This window comes from Microbacterium sp. F01 (assembly GCF_056156365.1).
In genome coordinates this window covers 1457445-1472752 of record NZ_CM149592.1, presented here as the reverse complement: position 1 = coordinate 1472752, position 15308 = coordinate 1457445, and the positions used below count along the sequence as shown (strand labels likewise).

Sequence of the window (15308 nt, the reverse complement as noted above, 5' to 3'; positions counted from 1 at the left end):
ATGACGACCCTGACCCAGGCGGTCCGCTCCAGCTCGACGAGCGACGCCGGCAAGCGCGCATCGCGCGTGCGCACTGAGACCCGCCGCGCCCTGCCCGCCTACTACTGGATGGTGTGGCCCGCGGTGATCGCGTTCGCGGCCTTCCACACCGTGCCGGTGCTCGTGGGCATCTTCTTCAGCTTCACCAACTACGCCGGCTACGGTGCCTGGAACTTCGTGGGGCTGTCGAACTACATCAACCTGTTCCGGGACGACCGCGTGCTGCAGGCGTACGGTTTCTCGTTCCTGTTCGCCGTCGTGGCGACGATCCTGACGAACGCGTTCTCGCTGGCGATCGCGCTCGGGCTCAACGCGAAGATCCGTGCGCGGAACTTCTTCCGCGGGGTGTACTTCGTCCCCTACATCCTCTCGATCCTCGTGATCGGCTACGTGTTCCAGTTCCTGTTCTCCAACTCGCTGCCGAAGATCCTGTCCGGCATCCCGTTGATCGCCGACAACATCCTCACGAACGAGACCTGGGCCTGGACCGCGATCGTGACGCTGGCCGTATGGCAGGCATGCGCTTTCGCGATCATCATCTACCTGTCGGGGCTCCAGACGATCCCGGCAGAGCTCTACGAGGCGTCGTCGCTCGACGGAGCGACTCCGTGGCGGCAATTCCGCTCGATCACCTTCCCGCTCATCGGCGCGTTCTTCACGATCAACGTCGTGCTGAGTCTCAAGGGGTTCCTGCAGGTCTTCGACCCGATCGTCGCCCTCACCAACGGCGGACCGGGCACGTCGACCGAATCGGTGACGCTGCTCATCTTCCGGGGCGGCTTCTCGGGCGGCGAGTTCGCCTACCAGACTGCCAACGCGGTGATCTTCTTCATCGTCATCACGGTCGTCTCGCTCTTCCAATTCCGGGTCCTTCAGCGCAGAGAGGCCGATTTCTGATGACCAGCATGACCAACACCGCGTCGCAGCTCGAGCAGGAGGTCGACGCCGTCACCGCCAACAACCGGCGCAAGCGCCGGGGCGAGCCCGACGACGACACCCGCAAGATCAATTGGTGGGCCACCGCCCTCATCGCGGTGTGCTCGCTCACCGTGCTGATTCCGCTCTACCTCGCGGTGGTCGTCGCCCTGAAGACGCCCGGTCAGCTCGCGGAGGGCACCGGGTTCGAGATCCCGAACCCGATCCGCTGGGAGAACTTCGCCGACGCGTGGGTGCGGACGAGCTTCCCGCAGGCACTCCTCAACACGGCGATCATCACGGTCGGCTCGGTGGCGCTCACGCTGCTGACGAGCTCGATCGTGGCGTATGCGCTGGCGCGCAACATCCACCGGCCGTTCTTCAAGGGCGTGTTCTTCTACCTGCTCGCGGCCCTGTTCATCCCGTTCCCGATCATCATGCTGCCGCTGGTGAAGCAGACCTCGCTTCTCGGCCTCGACAACCAGGCCGGCATGATCATCCTCTACACGATCTACGGGCTGTCGCTGAACATCTTCATCTACACCGCGTACATCCGGTCGATCCCGATCGAACTGGAGGAGGCGGCGCGGGTCGACGGGGCCGGCACGTGGCGTGTCTTCTGGCAGGTGATCTTCCCGCTGCTCATGCCGATGAACGCGACGGTCGGCATCCTCACGTGCGTGTGGGCGTGGAACGACTTCATCATGCCGCTCGTCGTGCTGACGGAACCGTCCGCACGCACGCTGCCGCTCGCACAGTGGGTGTTCCAGGGACAGTTCAACACCGACTACACGGTGGCCTTCGCGTCCTACCTGATGGCGATGGCGCCCCTCCTCATCGTCTACATCTTCAGCCAGCGCTGGGTGATCTCGGGCGTCACGCGGGGCTCGATCAAGTGAGAACGGGGACGGATGCTGCGGGCCGCAGCATCCGTCTTCCTCATCGCGCGTCCGCGAAGAGCTGCAGCATGTCGCGCGCGAGCTGGTGCGGGGCGGTCTCGCAGGGCGCGTGCCCGGTCTCGTAGATCGCCAGGCGCGCACCGATGCGATCGGCGTACGCGGCGTGCTGCGCAGTCGGCCACAGGTCCTGCTCGCCGACGGCGATGAGCTTGGGGATGTTCACAGCGGCGACGTCGTCCGCGACATCAGGCATCGCCATCATGAGCGCGACGACGTCGTCGACGGCGGTGCGCCGAGTGACGGCCATGCGCTCGCGGACGAACGCGATGCGCAGGGGTGGCGTCCGGTTGAGGTTGTAGCGGATGCCCCACAGGATCAGACCGGCCGCGCGATGCGGCGGCATGTCGGAGATCGGCCCGATGTGCTTGACGCCGCGGAACACCTGTCCGGTCGCGGGCGGAGCGGCCATGAGCGTAAGACTCGCGAAGAGGTCGGGCCGCTCGACGAGCGCCAGCTCGGCGAGCAGACCCGCGAAGCTGTAGCCGAGCACGTGGGCGGGCGTCGACCCGTCCTCGAGCACAGCGATGAGATCGTCGAGGAACAGCCGGTAGTCGTAGTGCTCGCGGGGCGGCTCGAGATTCTCCGGGCCGGCGGTGGCCGAGCCGTAGTGGCCGGCGAGGTCGAATGACTCGGCGCGGTACCCGGCACCCGCGAACAGCGGGAACAGCCGGACGAAGTCCTCCTTCGACCCCGCGACGCCCGACACGAGCACGACCCGCGGGGCGTCGTCGTCGCCCAGGCGCACGCGGGCGAGCCCGCCGCTGGGCGCCGTGAACACGTCTCGGATCGTGCCGTCGGGGAACACCCGCCAGTCGATGTCGGGAATCGCCCGGTCGTTGCCGAGGGCGTCGTCGATCGTCGTCATCGCGCTGCGAGACTACCCCTCCGGTAGTCCGTCGAGCTCGTCCTGGCGCGGCGCGTAGTCGATGTGGCCCCCGTCGACGTCGAACGCCTGCACCGGCCGGCGGGCCGACCACGCCTCCCAGCCCGGATCGCCGTCGACCACGAACGACACCCACGCGCGGTGCATCGCGTCGGCGAGCGTCTGCGGTCCATCGGGACCGCCGATGCCGATCGCGTCGGGCTCCGCGAGTCGGTCGAACACGAAGCCCAGCTCCATGACGTGCGCCGCGCCGAGCCCGTCGACGGAACTCCGCCACCGGAACTCGTACACCCACGTGGGCGAATCGGTCGCCCCGACCCGGCTGTCGGCGAACCGCGTGATCGGGCCCCGCAGCAGGATGTCGCCGATGACCTCACCCAGCACCTCCCCCGGCTTCGCGCCGGGGCGGCGCGCGCGGTGCGCGCGGACGATGCGCGCGGGCACGCGTGCCGCCAACCGCGCGACGGTCACCGTCAACCAGGTCGCCTTGTCGACAGCCCCGGACGGGACGAGCCACAGGCGATATTCCTCGCTGGTCGAGCCGATGAGCACCGGGATGCCGCGGCCCGCACCCGCGAGCAGGGCATCGAGCGGACTGCGGGGCACGGTCTCGCCGCCGACGACCAGCGCGACCGTCGGTCCGCCGCCGAGCGGCGATCCGCCCGCGGCGAGCGCGGTCTGCTCGGCGACGAGGTCGTCCGCGGGGACGCCGGAGAAACCTGCCCGAGTGGGAGTCACCTCGAGGCGCTTGGCGATCTCCCGGGTCATGCGGCCCGCCTTCTTCGGTGGCCGCGCTTCGAGCGGGCCCGACTGCAGGATCGCCCGGTCGAACAGCTCCTTCGCGTGCGGCAGCGCCAGCAGAGCAGTCAGCGTGTTCGCGCCGGCGGAGTGGCCCATGACGGTGACGCGGGCGGGATCGCCGCCGAACGCCGCGATCTCGCGCCGCACCCAGCGCAGGGCCAGCTCCTGATCGAGCACGCCGAGGTTCTGCGGGACGTCGTCGAGCACCGCGAAGCCCTCCTGCCCGAGCCGGTACTGGATCGACGCGTACACGATGCCGTGCCGCGCGAACCGCTCGCCGTCGTAGGTGGGCAGCGCGGCAGCGCCGCGCGTCAGGGCACCGCCGTGCACGAAGACGAGCACCGGCAGGGACGCGTCGGGCGCGCGGTCGGCCGGTGTCCACACGTTCACCGTGAGGATGTCGTCGCCGGGCACCTCGACGGAGGCGAGGTACTTCGCGATCGCCGGAGTGTACGGACGCTGCGGCGCCGTCGGGCCGAAGGACGCGGCATCCCGTTCCCCCTCCCACGCCGCCGCAGGCTCCGGAGCTCGGAAGCGGCGCTCGCCCACCGGCGGAGCGGCGTACGGAATCCCGAGGAAGCGGTCGAGCGCGCCCTCGCGGGTGCCGCGGAGGGCGCCGGTGCTCACCGCCACCACGGGGCGTGCGGTCGCGGGACTCGTCGATCCGGTCTGGGTCGCAGCATCCGTCATCGGTGATTCCCTCCCGGCGACCGTCGTCGGCACGCGCGTACTCAGACTCAGCCAGCGTGGGACTCGGTGTCAAGCGAAAGCGCGGCAGGTTGCACGCGGCTAGTCTGGTCTGCGCCCCGGCGAGAGGTGACGATGACCGGCAGCAGCGTTCCGCCCACGGCGACGACCCCCACCCCGACGGGATCCATCGCCCGTCCGCGGCGACGCACGCCGTTCTGGGACAACGCGCGCTTCGCGTGCATCGTCTTCGTCGTGCTCGGCCATGCGGTGCAGCGACTGACGTACGACTCCGACATCGCGCTGGGCCTGTACCTCGTGATCTACGCGTTCCACATGCCCGCGTTCGCGATCATCTCGGGCTATTTCTCGAAGTCGGATGCGCCCACCAAGACGCAGATGGCGCGCGTGATCACCGACATCCTGGTGCCCTACATCGTGTTCGAGGGGCTGTGGACCCTGACCAAGTGGCTGGTCGAGGGCCAGGCGAACCCGAACATCACCCAGCCCTCGTGGACGCTGTGGTTCCTGCTGGCCCTCGGCATCTTCCGCCTCGTGCTCCCCTACCTGGCCCTGCTGCGATGGCCGCTGCTGTGGACTGTCGTGATCTCGATCGGCGCGGGCTACGTGCCCAACATCGACTCGACGTTCTCGCTGTCGCGCACACTCGGACTGCTGCCGTTCTTCGCGCTCGGGTGGTGGCTGCGCGAGCACGACATCGTGGCACGCCTGCGACTGCTCGACCGTCGCCCCTGGTGGGTGCTGGCGGGCGGGCTCGGACTCTTCGCCGTCGCCGGCTGGGCGGCGTGGTTCTTCGTCGACGACTGGCGCGCGATGAACCTGCGTGAGTGGCTGTTCTACGACGAGAACTACGCGTCCATCGGCGGCACGCAGTGGTGGGCGGGCGGCGTGCGCCTCGCGCTGATGGCCGTCGCGGTCGTGCTGTCGACCGCATTCTTCGCGCTGGTGCCGCGAGACTCGCACTGGTGGACGCACTTCGGCCAGTACACGATGTACGTCTACCTGCTGCACTCGTTCGTGCTCTACCCCTTCCGCGAGAACGGTCTGCTGCGCAACGCCGAGCCGACGTGGCTCTGGCTTCCGCTCGTGATCCTCGGTTCCGTGCTCATCGCACTGGGGCTCGCGACGAAGCCCGTGCGCCGCATCTTCCGTCCCCTGGTCGAGCCGCGCCCGACATGGCTGTTCGCCGATCGCACCCTCGCCCGCCGCGAGGGGCGGCGCAACGACCCCACCGGCTCGCGCCGACCGCGGGAGGAACCACGGATGCCGCGACCCGATCCGCGCCAGAACGGCTGACTCCGATCCGACAACCCCTGGCCGCGAACTTCTACCTGTTCGACCAGCTCCTCCGCGGCATCGCGATGGCGTTCCTCAACCGGGGCGCGTCGGGGACGACCACCCCGATCACGATCCCCGACATGAACCGCCCCACCTCCTGAGCGACGCGATGGCCGGGCCGCCTCCTGCGGCCCGGCCATCGCCGTGTCTCAGGGGCGCGGGGACGGGAACTGCGTGCGCAGCACGCGCTCGAACGCCCGCTCCGGCAGCACGCGCCGCAGCGCCAGCATCATGGTCGCCGACGGCGCGACACGGTACCGGGCTCGTGGCCGCGGCGACTCGACGGCGCGTACGACGCGCTCGGCGACGTCGCGCGGCGAACAGGCGAGGCGGGCGCGCGGCCCGGCATCCCACGTCAGCGTCAGGTCGGCCACGCGGGCCGCGAAGTCCGCCCAGTGCGAGTCGACGGCGGACTCGCTGCGCGCTGCCGCCGTATGGCCGAACCCCGTCGTCACCATGCCCGGAGCGACGAGCGAGACCTCGATCCCGAAGGGCCGGAGCTCGTAGCGCAGCGCATCGGAGAACGCCTCGAGCGCATGCTTGGTGGCGGCGTACGAGCCCATCCCCGGCATCATCCAGCGCCCGTTCATCGAGCCGATGTTCACGATGCGCCCGGCGCCGCGGGCGCGCATCCCAGGCACGACGAGCTGCGTCAGGCTCACCACGCCGAACACGTTGGTCGCGAACATCCGCTCCACGCGCGCCACCGGCATGGCGGCGGTCGCACCGAGCTCGCTGATCCCCGCGTTGTTCACCAGCACGCCGACCGTACCCTCGGCCGCGACGACCGCGTCGACGGCGGCGGCACGCGAGGCGTCGTCGGTGACGTCGAGCTCGAGGAGGCGGCATCCGTGCCTCTCGAGATCCGCGATGGCGTCGAGGCGCCGAGCCGTCGCGTAGACGCGCCAGCCGCGCAGGGCGAGGACGGATGCCGTCTCCCGACCGATGCCGGTCGAACAGCCGGTCACGAGCACGCTGCGTGGGGGACGCGTCATGCGTCCAGCACACCGGACGACCGTGGTGAGCGCAACGGGTGCGCGTCAGTTCATGTGAACAGCGCCGCCCCGACGTACGAGCCCGGTGTGGCGCCGGCCGGGATCGCCCATAGGCCCGAGCCCACATGGCGGATGTACTCGTTCATCGTGTCGGTCGACAGCGCGCGCTGCAGCATCACGAACTGCTCGGGCGAGCGCTGATAGGACAGGAAGAAGAGGCCCGCGTCCAGACGCCCGAGCTCGTTGTTACCGTCGACGAAGTTGTAGCCGCGGCGGAGGATGCGGTTGCCGTCGTTGAGCTCCGGGTGGGCAAGGCGCACGTGGCTCGTCGCCGGGATCGCCGGCTCTCCGTCGGCGCCGGTCGCGTCGAAGTCGGGCTCGGTGAACTCGTCGCCGCCCGACAGCGGGGCGCCGGCGCCCTTGGTGCGGCCGACGATGGTCTCCTGCTCGGAGAGTCGCACACGGTCCCACGTCTCGATCAGCATCGCGACCTTGCGGGCGACGAGGTACGAGCCCCGCGCCATCCATGCCGGATCATCGGATGCCGCGACCCACACGTGGTCGTCGAGCGCGGCCTGGTCGGTCGCGAGGATGTTCGCCGTGCCGTCCTTGAAGCCGAAGAGGTTGCGCGGCGTCGGCTGCGCGACCGTCGTGCGGGACGTGCGCCCGAAGCCCAGCTGCGACCATCGCAGGCGTGCCCGCCCGAATGCGATGCGGCTGAGGTTGCGGATCGCGTGGACGGCGACCTGCGGGTCGTCGGCGCACGCCTGGATGCAGAGGTCGCCTCCGGAGTGGGCGGGGTCGAGGTCGTCGCCCAGGAACGCCGGCAGCTTCTCGAGGTGCACAGGCCGCTGGGAGGCGATGCCGTAACGATCCTCCCCATCGTTCTCGAACAGCGTGGGGCCGAAGCCGAATGTGATCGTCAGCCCGCTCGCCGGGAGCCCGAGCGCCTCGCCGGTGTCGTCCGGCGGCGCCTCGGGTGACCCGCCGACGGCGCCCGTCGCGCTCACGTCGAGCCCCTGCGTCATCCGGGCGGCGGCGTACGACCAGTCCTGCAGCAGCGTGACGAGGTCGTCGCGGTCGGTGCGCGCCATCATGTCGAACGACGCGAAGTGCAGGTGGTCCTGCACGGGAGTCGTGATGCCCGCCTGGTGGGCGCCATAGAACTCGTAGACGGATGCTGCGGCATCCTGTTCCCGCGCACGCCCGATGGCGACCCCCGCCGCCGCACCGGCACCCGCGCCGAGCGCCAGACCTGCGGCACCTGCACCGAGCGCGAGACCCAGGACCCCACGCCGGGACAGCCCGGTGGACGGCGTCGGCACCGCCTCCGGGGTGGAGGCGGTGCCGTCAGGGACCGTCGAGCCGGCCGAGGGTGCGGTCACCTCACGCCAGCACGGTGTTCGTGAGCTGCGCGAGCGGCTCGGCGAGGGCGTTGATGAGGTCGGTGAGCTCGCGCTTGTCGTCGTCGGTGAGCTCGGTGTAGACGATGAAGCCGTCCTCGAGCGACCCGTACTGCGCCAGTGCGGCCTCGAGGTCGGCGTAGCCGCCGTCGATCTCCTCGGCGAGCGCCTCTCCCTCGTCGCCCTGCGCCACGGCGAAGTCGCGCACCAGAGAGAACGCCATCTTCGAGCCCTCGACGTTGGCGGCGAAGTCCGACAGGTCGGTGCCCGACCACCAGTCCTCCTCGCCCTGGATCTTGCCCGTCGCGACCTCATCGAGCAGCGCGATCGCGCCGTTCGAGATGCCGGCGATGCCTTGTGCGTCCAGCGACTCCTGGAACTCGTCGGAGTGCACGTAGTCGTAGAGCTCCTGCACGTCGGCGATGAGCTGGTCGCCGAACGCGGCGCGCTCCTGAGTGGTAGACGGCGCCCAGTCCTGCCACGCGGGGGTCTCGAGGTCGGCGTTCAGCGCGTCGGCGGCGGGTACCCAGAGGTCCTTCTCGATGCGGTGGAAGCCGGTCCAGTCGAGGCCCTCGGCGACCGCGTCGACCTCACGGTAGTCGATGCGCGGGTCGAGGTCGCCCAGCGCCTCGGCCACGGGCTCGATGCGCTCGTAGTACGCCCGCACGGCGGGGAACTGCGTGCGCGCGGTCTCGTCGTCGCCCGACTCGTACGCGGCGACGAAGTCCGCCACGGCCGGGGCGAGCTGCCCCACCTGGTCCTTGACGAACGCGGCGTACAGCTCGACGGCCAGCTGCTTCTGCTCGGCGTCCTCACCGGACACCTCGACAGCGTCGCCCGACACGGCGAACGCGGCCTTACCCACGCCCTCGCCGATCATGCCCGGCTTGCACAGCGTGTAGTAGTCGCCGGGCTGCGCGACGACAGTGAGGGTGCGCGACGCGCCCGGGGCGATGTTCTCGACCTCGCCGACGATGCGCAGGCCGTCGTCGGCCAGCAGGTAGAACTCGGTGACCTCGTCACCGTCGTTGCTCACGTCGAACGTGAGCGTGCCGCTGGTGGCGGAGTCGCCCGACACTTCGCAGCCGGAAGCCGTCGATGACACCGTGAGGGCATCGGACGCGGCGAGGTCGGCCTTGGCGACGCAACCGGACAGGACGAGGGCGCCGACGCCGGCGACGGCGAGGGCGGGGATGAGACGACGGGTGGTCATGCTTCTCCTTGCGAGGACGGGACGGGAGACGAGTCGGGGTGCTCGGACGCGGGGGCGACGGATGCTGCGGCCACGGGCGCGACCGGGCGCGCCGCGGGCCGGGAGCGCAGCTGGCCGCGCAGCCAGATGCCCCCGACGATGCCGACGTACAGCACCCACGCGATGACCTGCAGCCACGACATGCGCGGCATGAAGCCGACGGTCGCCTGAAGGACCGCCGCGAGGGCGCTTCCCGGCGGGATCGAACCGGTGACGTCGAACGCCCAGCCGAAGGGGAAGGCGGCCCAGCCGACGGCGACATCGCCGGTGGCCGGGTCGATCGGGGCGGCGGCCGTGAACGGGCCGGGAAGCGCTCCGGCCTCCTGCAGATCGTGGATCGCGTATGCCAGCACGCCCGCGGCGACGATCACGAGGAAAGCGCCCGTCCACCCGAAGAAGATGCGGAGGTCGAGTCGCAGCATCCCACGCGCAAGAGCCCAGCCGAGCACGACGGCGGCGGCAAGTCCCAGCAGGGCGCCGGCGAGCGCCGCGGGGGCCTCGCCGAACGACTGCACCATCGACCACAGCAGAAGCGTGGTCTCGACGCCTTCGCGCGCCACCGAGACGAAGCCGATCGCGACGAGAGCCCACAGGCCTCTGGTCGCGAGGGCACGGTCGACACCACCTTCGAGCGTGCGCTTGAGGGTGCGGGCGGTCTTCTGCATCCAGAAGATCATCCAGGTGACCATCGCGACCGCGAGGAGCGACAGCAGACCGCCGAGGAGCTCCTGCGCCTCGAACGTCAGGGTGTATGCCCCGAATGTGAGGATCGCCCCGATGGCGACGGCGAGCCCGATGGCGAGACCGACACCCACCCAGAGTCGCGGCAGCACATCGCGGCGGCCGAGCTTGGTGACGTAGGCGACCAGGATGCCGACGACGAGCGCGGCTTCGAGGCCTTCACGCAGGCCGATGAGGAAAGTGGCGAGCAACGGGGTTCCCAAGATGTACGAATGGCGTGGCGCCCCGTTGCACCTCGGCGCTCCCCGTGCACCGGGTGGTTCAACGTAAGGTGAGCCTTACCTAGGACGCTACCGGACACGTCGGCCGGTTGTCTATTTCGTTACGTCCTCGATGGACTCGAAGACCGACTCCGGACACGCGAAACCGAAGGCAACAAACGGGACGGATGCCGCGTCCCGCGCCTACTCTCGCAGCATGACCGACCTCAACCTGCCGATCCTCGACCTCTCCCGGCTCGACGCGGGCCCGGAGGCCGCCGCGCAGTTCCGCGACGACCTGCGCGCGGCGACCCACGACGTCGGCTTCTTCTATCTGACCGGCACAGGGGTGTCGCCCGAGCTCGAGGCGCGCCTTCACCAGGCTGCCCGCGATTTCTTCGCCCTCCCCGAGGCCGACAAGCTCGCGATCGAGAACGTCAACAGCCCGCACTTCCGCGGCTACACGCGCGTCGGCGGCGAGCGCACGCAGGGCAAGGTCGACTGGCGCGAGCAGATCGACATCGGCCCTGAACGCGAGGCGATCACCGACCCCGGCGCTCCCGACTTCTCTCGGCTCATCGGCCCGAACCTGTGGCCGAGCGCGCAGCCCGAGCTCCGCGAGGTCGTCTCGGAGTGGCACGACCACCTGTCGGGCGTCGCCCGCAAGCTGCTCCGCGCCTGGGCCCTCTCACTCGGCGCCCCGGAGAACTACTTCGACGAGCACTTCGGCGAGCCCTCGACGCTCATCAAGATCGTCCGCTACCCCGGCAAGGAGGACCCGACGCCGCAGCAGGGTGTCGGCGCCCACAAGGATTCCGGCGTGCTGACGCTGCTCTGGGTCGAGCCCGGCAAGGGCGGCCTCCAGGTCGAGCGCGACGGAGAGTGGGTCGACGCTCCGCCGGTACCGGGCGCGTTCGTCGTCAACATCGGCGAGCTGCTCGAGTACGCGACCCAGGGCTACCTCATCGCGACCAAGCACCGCGTCATCTCGCCGCGCTACCCCGACGACCGCATCTCGGTGCCGTTCTTCTTCAACCCCGCCCTCGACAAGCGTCTGCCCCTGATCGAGCTGCCGGCCGAGCTCGCGGCGCAGGCGCGCGGGGTCACGCAGGACCCGTCCAACCCGATCCACGCGCTGTACGGCGAGAACGCCCTGAAGTCGCGCCTTCGCGCGCACCCCGACGTCGCCGAGATCCACCACGCGGATCTGGTGGCGGCCCGGGCGGCGACCTCCGCCTGATCTTGCACTGACGCCGAACCGCCCGCAGAATCGTCTGCGTGGCAGAGACGTTCGATGTCGAGCTCTCGCGGGAGTTCGACGCGCCGATCGACCGCGTATGGCGGGCGTGGACGACACCGGAAGACCTGCGTCGATGGTGGGGACCCCACGGGTTCACCTGTCCGCGCGCGGAGGCCGACGTGCGTCCCGGCGGCGCCATCGTCGTGACGATGCAGGCGCCTGACGAATGGGGCGGGTTCGAGCAGCACAGCCGCTGGGACATCACCGAGGTTCGCTCCCCCACGCTGCTGCGCTACGTCTTCCGCTTCTGCGACGCGGAGGGACGCGTGATCACGCCTGAGGAAGCCGGCATTCCGCCCGGCGTGCCCGAGCAGGGCCATCACGAGGTCGTGCTCACCGCCCTCGGCGACGAGCGCACCCGCATCGACATGACCGAGTCCGGCTACCTCACCGCCGAAGCCCGCGACATGTCGACGGGCGGCCTCGAGCAGTGCCTCGAAAAGATGGCGACGCTCGTCGAGTCCGGCGGCTGACCGCGGGCCGAGGCATCCATTTCCGGCAAAGGTGAAGGCCTCCCCACACCGTGGGGAGGCCTTCCAAGAATGTTTTGCGCGATTGAACGCTGGTCGATGCCTTATCGACGGAGACCGAGGCGCTCGATGAGCGAGCGGTAACGGTTGATGTCGATGTCCTGCAGGTAACCCAGCAGGCGGCGGCGCTGACCGACGAGCAGGAACAGACCACGACGCGAGTGGTGGTCGTGCTTGTGCTCCTTGAGGTGCTCGGTGAGGTCCTTGATGCGCTGCGTCAGCATCGCGACCTGCACCTCGGGGGATCCGGTGTCACCGGGGTGCGTCGCGTACTCTTCGATGATCGCCTTCTTGACGTCTGCTTCCAGTGCCATAGGTGATCCCCTCTCTGCTTGTTGCGCGGTGCCCGACACCCGATGTGCGAGCTCTCTTTCTCCGCGGCCGATCCAACGGCAACCTGAAGAGTCTACCAGCGAACGGATGCCGCGGCGAACGCGCCGTCGTTCGCCGCGTGCACCCCCCCGTTCCCTGAGCGGCCCCGTGCCGTAGCCTGACCGCCGCACATCGGCGGATTTCGGACGTCGCATCCCCTCGCGGGCTCCGGCGTCGGCGGGCGGGCGTACCGTGGCCCCCGTGACCGCGACTCGAACACCCCCGGCCGTGCGAGCGGAGGCCCTGCCCTCCCCGCGCTGGATCACGGTGCAGTTCGTGCTCGCCGGGATCGTGTGGGGGTCGAGCTTCCTCTTCATGAAGGTGTCTCTCACCGGCATCTCCCCCGCGCAGGTCGCGTGGACCCGCATCCTCCTCGGCGCCCTCACGCTCGGCGCCCTCGTGCTCCTGCGGCGCGAGCACCTGACCCGCAGCCTCAAGGTGTGGGCGCACCTGACCGTGCTCGGCCTCACCTTCTGCGTCATCCCGTTCCTGCTGTTCTCCTGGGCGCAGCAGCACGTCAGCTCGGGCGTCGCCAGCATCTTCAACGCCACCACCCCGATCATGACGGCGATCATGGCGTGGCTCGTCTTCCGGGTCGAGCGGCTCAAGGCCCTGCAGGTCGTGGGGATCGGCGTCGGCATCCTCGGCGTCGTCGTGATCATCGCGCCGTGGCAGGGCATCGCCCTGGACGGCAGCCTCACCGCCGAGCTCGCCATCCTCGGCGCGACCGCGAGCTACGGCTTCAGCTTCGCTTACATGCGGCGCTTCGTCTCGAACACAGGCATGTCGGCGCTGGCGTTCACCTTCGGGTACATCGCGATGGCGGGCGTCGTCATGGCACTGCTGACGCCGTTCCTCGTGCTGACTCCGGTGCGCCTCGACGTCCCGATCGTCGTCAGCCTGCTGCTGCTCGGCTGCCTCGGCACCGGCATCGCGTACGTGTGGAACCAGAACACCGTGCGCGCGTGGGGGCCGACCCGCGCCTCGACCGTGACCTACATCACCCCGATCGTGGGCGTGATCCTCGGCATCGTGATCCTCGGCGAGACGGTGACGTGGAACGAGCCGATCGGCGCGCTCGTCGTCTTCCTCGGCATCCTCCTCGCGCAGGACCGGCTGCGCCGACGCGCGCGCACCTGACACTCCTGGCGACCGCGCGCGTCACGCCGCGCTGCGGCGTACCCGACCGGGAGTCTCCCCCGTCACGCGCGTGAACGCACGGCTGAAGGCGGCTTCCGATCCATAGCCGTGCGCGGCGGCGACGGCCGCCACGCTCCTCCCCTCGGCGAGCATCGCGCGCGCCCCGCGCATCCGCGCGGCCGACACATACGCCATCGGCGGCATGCCCACCACGGAGGCGAACCGCGCCGCGAACACCGAGCGCGACATCGTCGCGCGGCGAGCCAGCGCGTCGAGCGTCCACGGATGCCCCGGATCACGGTGCACGGCTGCGAGGGCTGCGCCCAGCTGCGGGTCGCGCAGCGCCGCGAGCCACCCGTTCGAGTCGGCCTCGGCATCGGCCAGCCAGGCCCGGACCGTCTCGACGACGAGGACGTCCGCGAGCCGCGTCGCGACGGCGTCCCCGCCCGGCTTCGGCTCGCGCAGCTCTCGCGCCAGCAGCGGAAGCAGCGCCGCCATCACGGGATGCCGCGCGGAGTCCACGGTGACGATCGGTGGAAGCACGGCGAGCATGTCGTCGACGGCCGGCGAGTCGAACGCGACGACGCCGCACAGGAGCGCCAGCGGCGGCTCGGCGAGCTCCGGGCCGATGCGGAGCACCGAGAACGCATCGCCGAGCATCGCCTGGGGCAAGAGGTCGGCACGGCCGACGACTTCGGCACCGGGCGTCGTCGCGACGCGGTGCCCGATCCCCCGCGGCACCAGGGCCAGCTCGCCGGCGTCGAGTCGCACGGACTCGGCACCGTCGACCTCGAGGTATGCCGTCCCGTGCGCGACGATGTGGAAGCTCAGGGTGTCGGGGAACTGCGGCATCTCGACGGCGCACTCAGTGGACGCCTCGGTCCACGAGTAGAACGCGCCGCGCATGCGCACTCGGTAGAGGGCCGCCGTGAGGGCGTCCTCGCTGTCCCACGGCATCGCGACGCTCATGTAAGCTCCGGACGATCGATCAAGAAATGCGTACTCCTGACGATAGATCATCCGGGCGCGGACTGCGAGGGTGAGAACACCACCGAAGGGAGACCCTCATGAACATCCTCGTCATCGGCGCCACCGGCGGATCCGGCCGCGCCGTCTGCGACGCCCTCCTCGAGCGAGGGCACCGTGTCACGGCGCTCGCGCGCCACGCCTCCTCGCTCCCCGCCCGCACCGGCCTCGAGCGCGTCGACGGCGACGCCACCCGGGCAGCCGTCCTCGATGCCGCGATCCCGGGCCACGACGCGATCGTCGTCACGCTGGGCATCTCGGAGCCGCCGCTGCGCGTCCGGCTGCGGGGTGCGCAGGGCACGCGCGACGACGTCCGGTCTAAGGGCACCGCCGAGATCGTGGCGGCCGCGCGGCGGGCCGGCGTCCACCGGCTCGTGGTGCAGTCGTCATACGGCGTCGGCGACACGCGCTCGCTCCTGCGCCTCACCGACCGCATCCTGTTCGCTCTGCTCATCCGCCCGCAGATCATCGATTCCGAGATTCAGGAGGGTGTGCTGCGCGGCTCCGAACTCGATTGGACCATCGTGCAGCCGGTGTACCTGACCGATGGCGACTCGGCCGAGCACTTCACGTCGATCGACGGCACGATCCGCCGCAACAAGGTCGCGCGCCGCGGCGTCGCCCACGTCCACGCCGACCTCGTCGAGAATGCCGGCAGCGTGCGCCGAACCGTGTCGGTATCGGGCTGAGTCGCGCAGACGAAGAA

At 70.1% G+C, this 15308-nt stretch carries 15 protein-coding genes; 7 read left to right on the top strand and 8 right to left on the bottom strand.

Annotated elements, in window-relative coordinates; all coding sequences use genetic code 11:
• Positions 1-936 carry a carbohydrate ABC transporter permease gene (locus ACVN90_RS06490; RefSeq protein ID WP_475101328.1) on the top strand — a complete coding sequence of 312 codons (936 nt, stop codon included), beginning with the start codon at positions 1-3 and terminating at the stop codon, positions 934-936.
• Entirely contained in the window at positions 936-1853 is a 918-nt protein-coding gene (locus tag ACVN90_RS06485) for a carbohydrate ABC transporter permease (RefSeq protein WP_475101327.1), read from the top strand. The genes ACVN90_RS06490 and ACVN90_RS06485 overlap by 1 nt, the downstream gene beginning before the upstream one ends.
• 40 nt (positions 1854-1893) lie before the next feature.
• On the opposite strand, the gene ACVN90_RS06480 is transcribed toward ACVN90_RS06485, so the two are convergent.
• Complete coding sequence (locus ACVN90_RS06480) at positions 1894-2778, bottom strand: alpha/beta fold hydrolase (protein ID WP_475101326.1); 885 nt, start codon at positions 2776-2778, stop codon at positions 1894-1896.
• Between the two features lie 12 nt (positions 2779-2790).
• Positions 2791-4320: a carboxylesterase/lipase family protein gene (locus tag ACVN90_RS06475; protein WP_475101325.1), complete on the bottom strand. Its 1530-nt coding sequence runs from the start codon at positions 4318-4320 to the stop codon at positions 2791-2793.
• 99 nt (positions 4321-4419) lie between these two features.
• On the opposite strand from ACVN90_RS06475, the gene ACVN90_RS06470 reads away from it, so the two are divergent.
• Positions 4420-5601, top strand: coding sequence for an acyltransferase family protein (locus tag ACVN90_RS06470; protein WP_475101324.1), 1182 nt, complete (start codon positions 4420-4422; stop codon positions 5599-5601).
• A gap of 191 nt (positions 5602-5792) precedes the next feature.
• Here ACVN90_RS06470 and ACVN90_RS06465 read toward each other — a convergent pair whose 3' ends face one another.
• The 4 genes from ACVN90_RS06465 to efeU are packed head-to-tail and all read right to left on the bottom strand — an operon-like array spanning position 5793 to position 10225.
• Positions 5793-6638 (bottom strand): SDR family NAD(P)-dependent oxidoreductase, encoded by an 846-nt coding sequence (locus tag ACVN90_RS06465; RefSeq protein WP_475101323.1) that lies wholly within the window; start codon positions 6636-6638, stop codon positions 5793-5795.
• Between the two features lie 50 nt (positions 6639-6688).
• Positions 6689-8023 (bottom strand): iron uptake transporter deferrochelatase/peroxidase subunit, encoded by a 1335-nt coding sequence (gene efeB, locus ACVN90_RS06460; protein WP_475101322.1) that lies wholly within the window; start codon positions 8021-8023, stop codon positions 6689-6691.
• Position 8024: 1 nt separating this feature from the next.
• Positions 8025-9254: an iron uptake system protein EfeO gene (efeO, locus tag ACVN90_RS06455; protein ID WP_475101321.1), complete on the bottom strand. Its 1230-nt coding sequence runs from the start codon at positions 9252-9254 to the stop codon at positions 8025-8027.
• Positions 9251-10225: an iron uptake transporter permease EfeU gene (gene efeU / locus ACVN90_RS06450; protein WP_475101320.1), complete on the bottom strand. Its 975-nt coding sequence runs from the start codon at positions 10223-10225 to the stop codon at positions 9251-9253. The genes efeO and efeU overlap by 4 nt, the downstream gene beginning before the upstream one ends.
• A gap of 226 nt (positions 10226-10451) precedes the next feature.
• On the opposite strand from efeU, the gene ACVN90_RS06445 reads away from it, so the two are divergent.
• A complete protein-coding gene (locus ACVN90_RS06445) occupies positions 10452-11474 on the top strand; it encodes an isopenicillin N synthase family dioxygenase (protein WP_475101319.1) in 1023 nt (340 codons plus the stop codon).
• A gap of 38 nt (positions 11475-11512) precedes the next feature.
• A complete protein-coding gene (locus ACVN90_RS06440) occupies positions 11513-12007 on the top strand; it encodes an SRPBCC family protein (protein ID WP_475101318.1) in 495 nt (164 codons plus the stop codon).
• 101 nt (positions 12008-12108) lie between these two features.
• Here ACVN90_RS06440 and rpsO read toward each other — a convergent pair whose 3' ends face one another.
• Positions 12109-12378 carry a 30S ribosomal protein S15 gene (gene rpsO / locus ACVN90_RS06435; RefSeq protein ID WP_005048780.1) on the bottom strand — a complete coding sequence of 90 codons (270 nt, stop codon included), beginning with the start codon at positions 12376-12378 and terminating at the stop codon, positions 12109-12111.
• A 259-nt stretch (positions 12379-12637) separates the two neighbouring features.
• Between rpsO and ACVN90_RS06430 the strand changes: the two genes are divergently transcribed.
• Entirely contained in the window at positions 12638-13576 is a 939-nt protein-coding gene (locus ACVN90_RS06430) for a DMT family transporter (RefSeq protein WP_475101317.1), read from the top strand.
• 21 nt (positions 13577-13597) lie between these two features.
• Here ACVN90_RS06430 and ACVN90_RS06425 read toward each other — a convergent pair whose 3' ends face one another.
• Positions 13598-14545 (bottom strand): AraC family transcriptional regulator, encoded by a 948-nt coding sequence (locus ACVN90_RS06425; RefSeq protein WP_475101316.1) that lies wholly within the window; start codon positions 14543-14545, stop codon positions 13598-13600.
• Positions 14546-14643: 98 nt separating this feature from the next.
• Here ACVN90_RS06425 and ACVN90_RS06420 point away from each other — a divergent pair, with 98 nt between their 5' ends.
• Positions 14644-15291, top strand: a complete 648-nt coding sequence (locus ACVN90_RS06420; protein WP_475101315.1) for an NAD(P)-dependent oxidoreductase — start codon at positions 14644-14646, stop codon at positions 15289-15291.
• Positions 15292-15308 lie beyond the last annotated feature (17 nt).

What these genes read in the sequence shown, in the direction of transcription:
- rpsO (WP_005048780.1), bottom strand. Translation starts at nt 12,378, where the DNA reads ATGGCACTGGAAGCAGACGTCAAGAAGGCGATCATCGAAGAGTACGCG.
- ACVN90_RS06465 (WP_475101323.1), bottom strand. Translation starts at nt 6,638, where the DNA reads ATGACGCGTCCCCCACGCAGCGTGCTCGTGACCGGCTGTTCGACCGGC.
- efeO (WP_475101321.1), bottom strand. Translation starts at nt 9,254, where the DNA reads ATGACCACCCGTCGTCTCATCCCCGCCCTCGCCGTCGCCGGCGTCGGC.
- ACVN90_RS06470 (WP_475101324.1), top strand. Translation starts at nt 4,420, where the DNA reads ATGACCGGCAGCAGCGTTCCGCCCACGGCGACGACCCCCACCCCGACG.
- ACVN90_RS06485 (WP_475101327.1), top strand. Translation starts at nt 936, where the DNA reads ATGACCAGCATGACCAACACCGCGTCGCAGCTCGAGCAGGAGGTCGAC.
- ACVN90_RS06445 (WP_475101319.1), top strand. Translation starts at nt 10,452, where the DNA reads ATGACCGACCTCAACCTGCCGATCCTCGACCTCTCCCGGCTCGACGCG.
- ACVN90_RS06425 (WP_475101316.1), bottom strand. Translation starts at nt 14,545, where the DNA reads ATGAGCGTCGCGATGCCGTGGGACAGCGAGGACGCCCTCACGGCGGCC.
- ACVN90_RS06490 (WP_475101328.1), top strand. Translation starts at nt 1, where the DNA reads ATGACGACCCTGACCCAGGCGGTCCGCTCCAGCTCGACGAGCGACGCC.
- ACVN90_RS06420 (WP_475101315.1), top strand. Translation starts at nt 14,644, where the DNA reads ATGAACATCCTCGTCATCGGCGCCACCGGCGGATCCGGCCGCGCCGTC.
- ACVN90_RS06480 (WP_475101326.1), bottom strand. Translation starts at nt 2,778, where the DNA reads ATGACGACGATCGACGACGCCCTCGGCAACGACCGGGCGATTCCCGAC.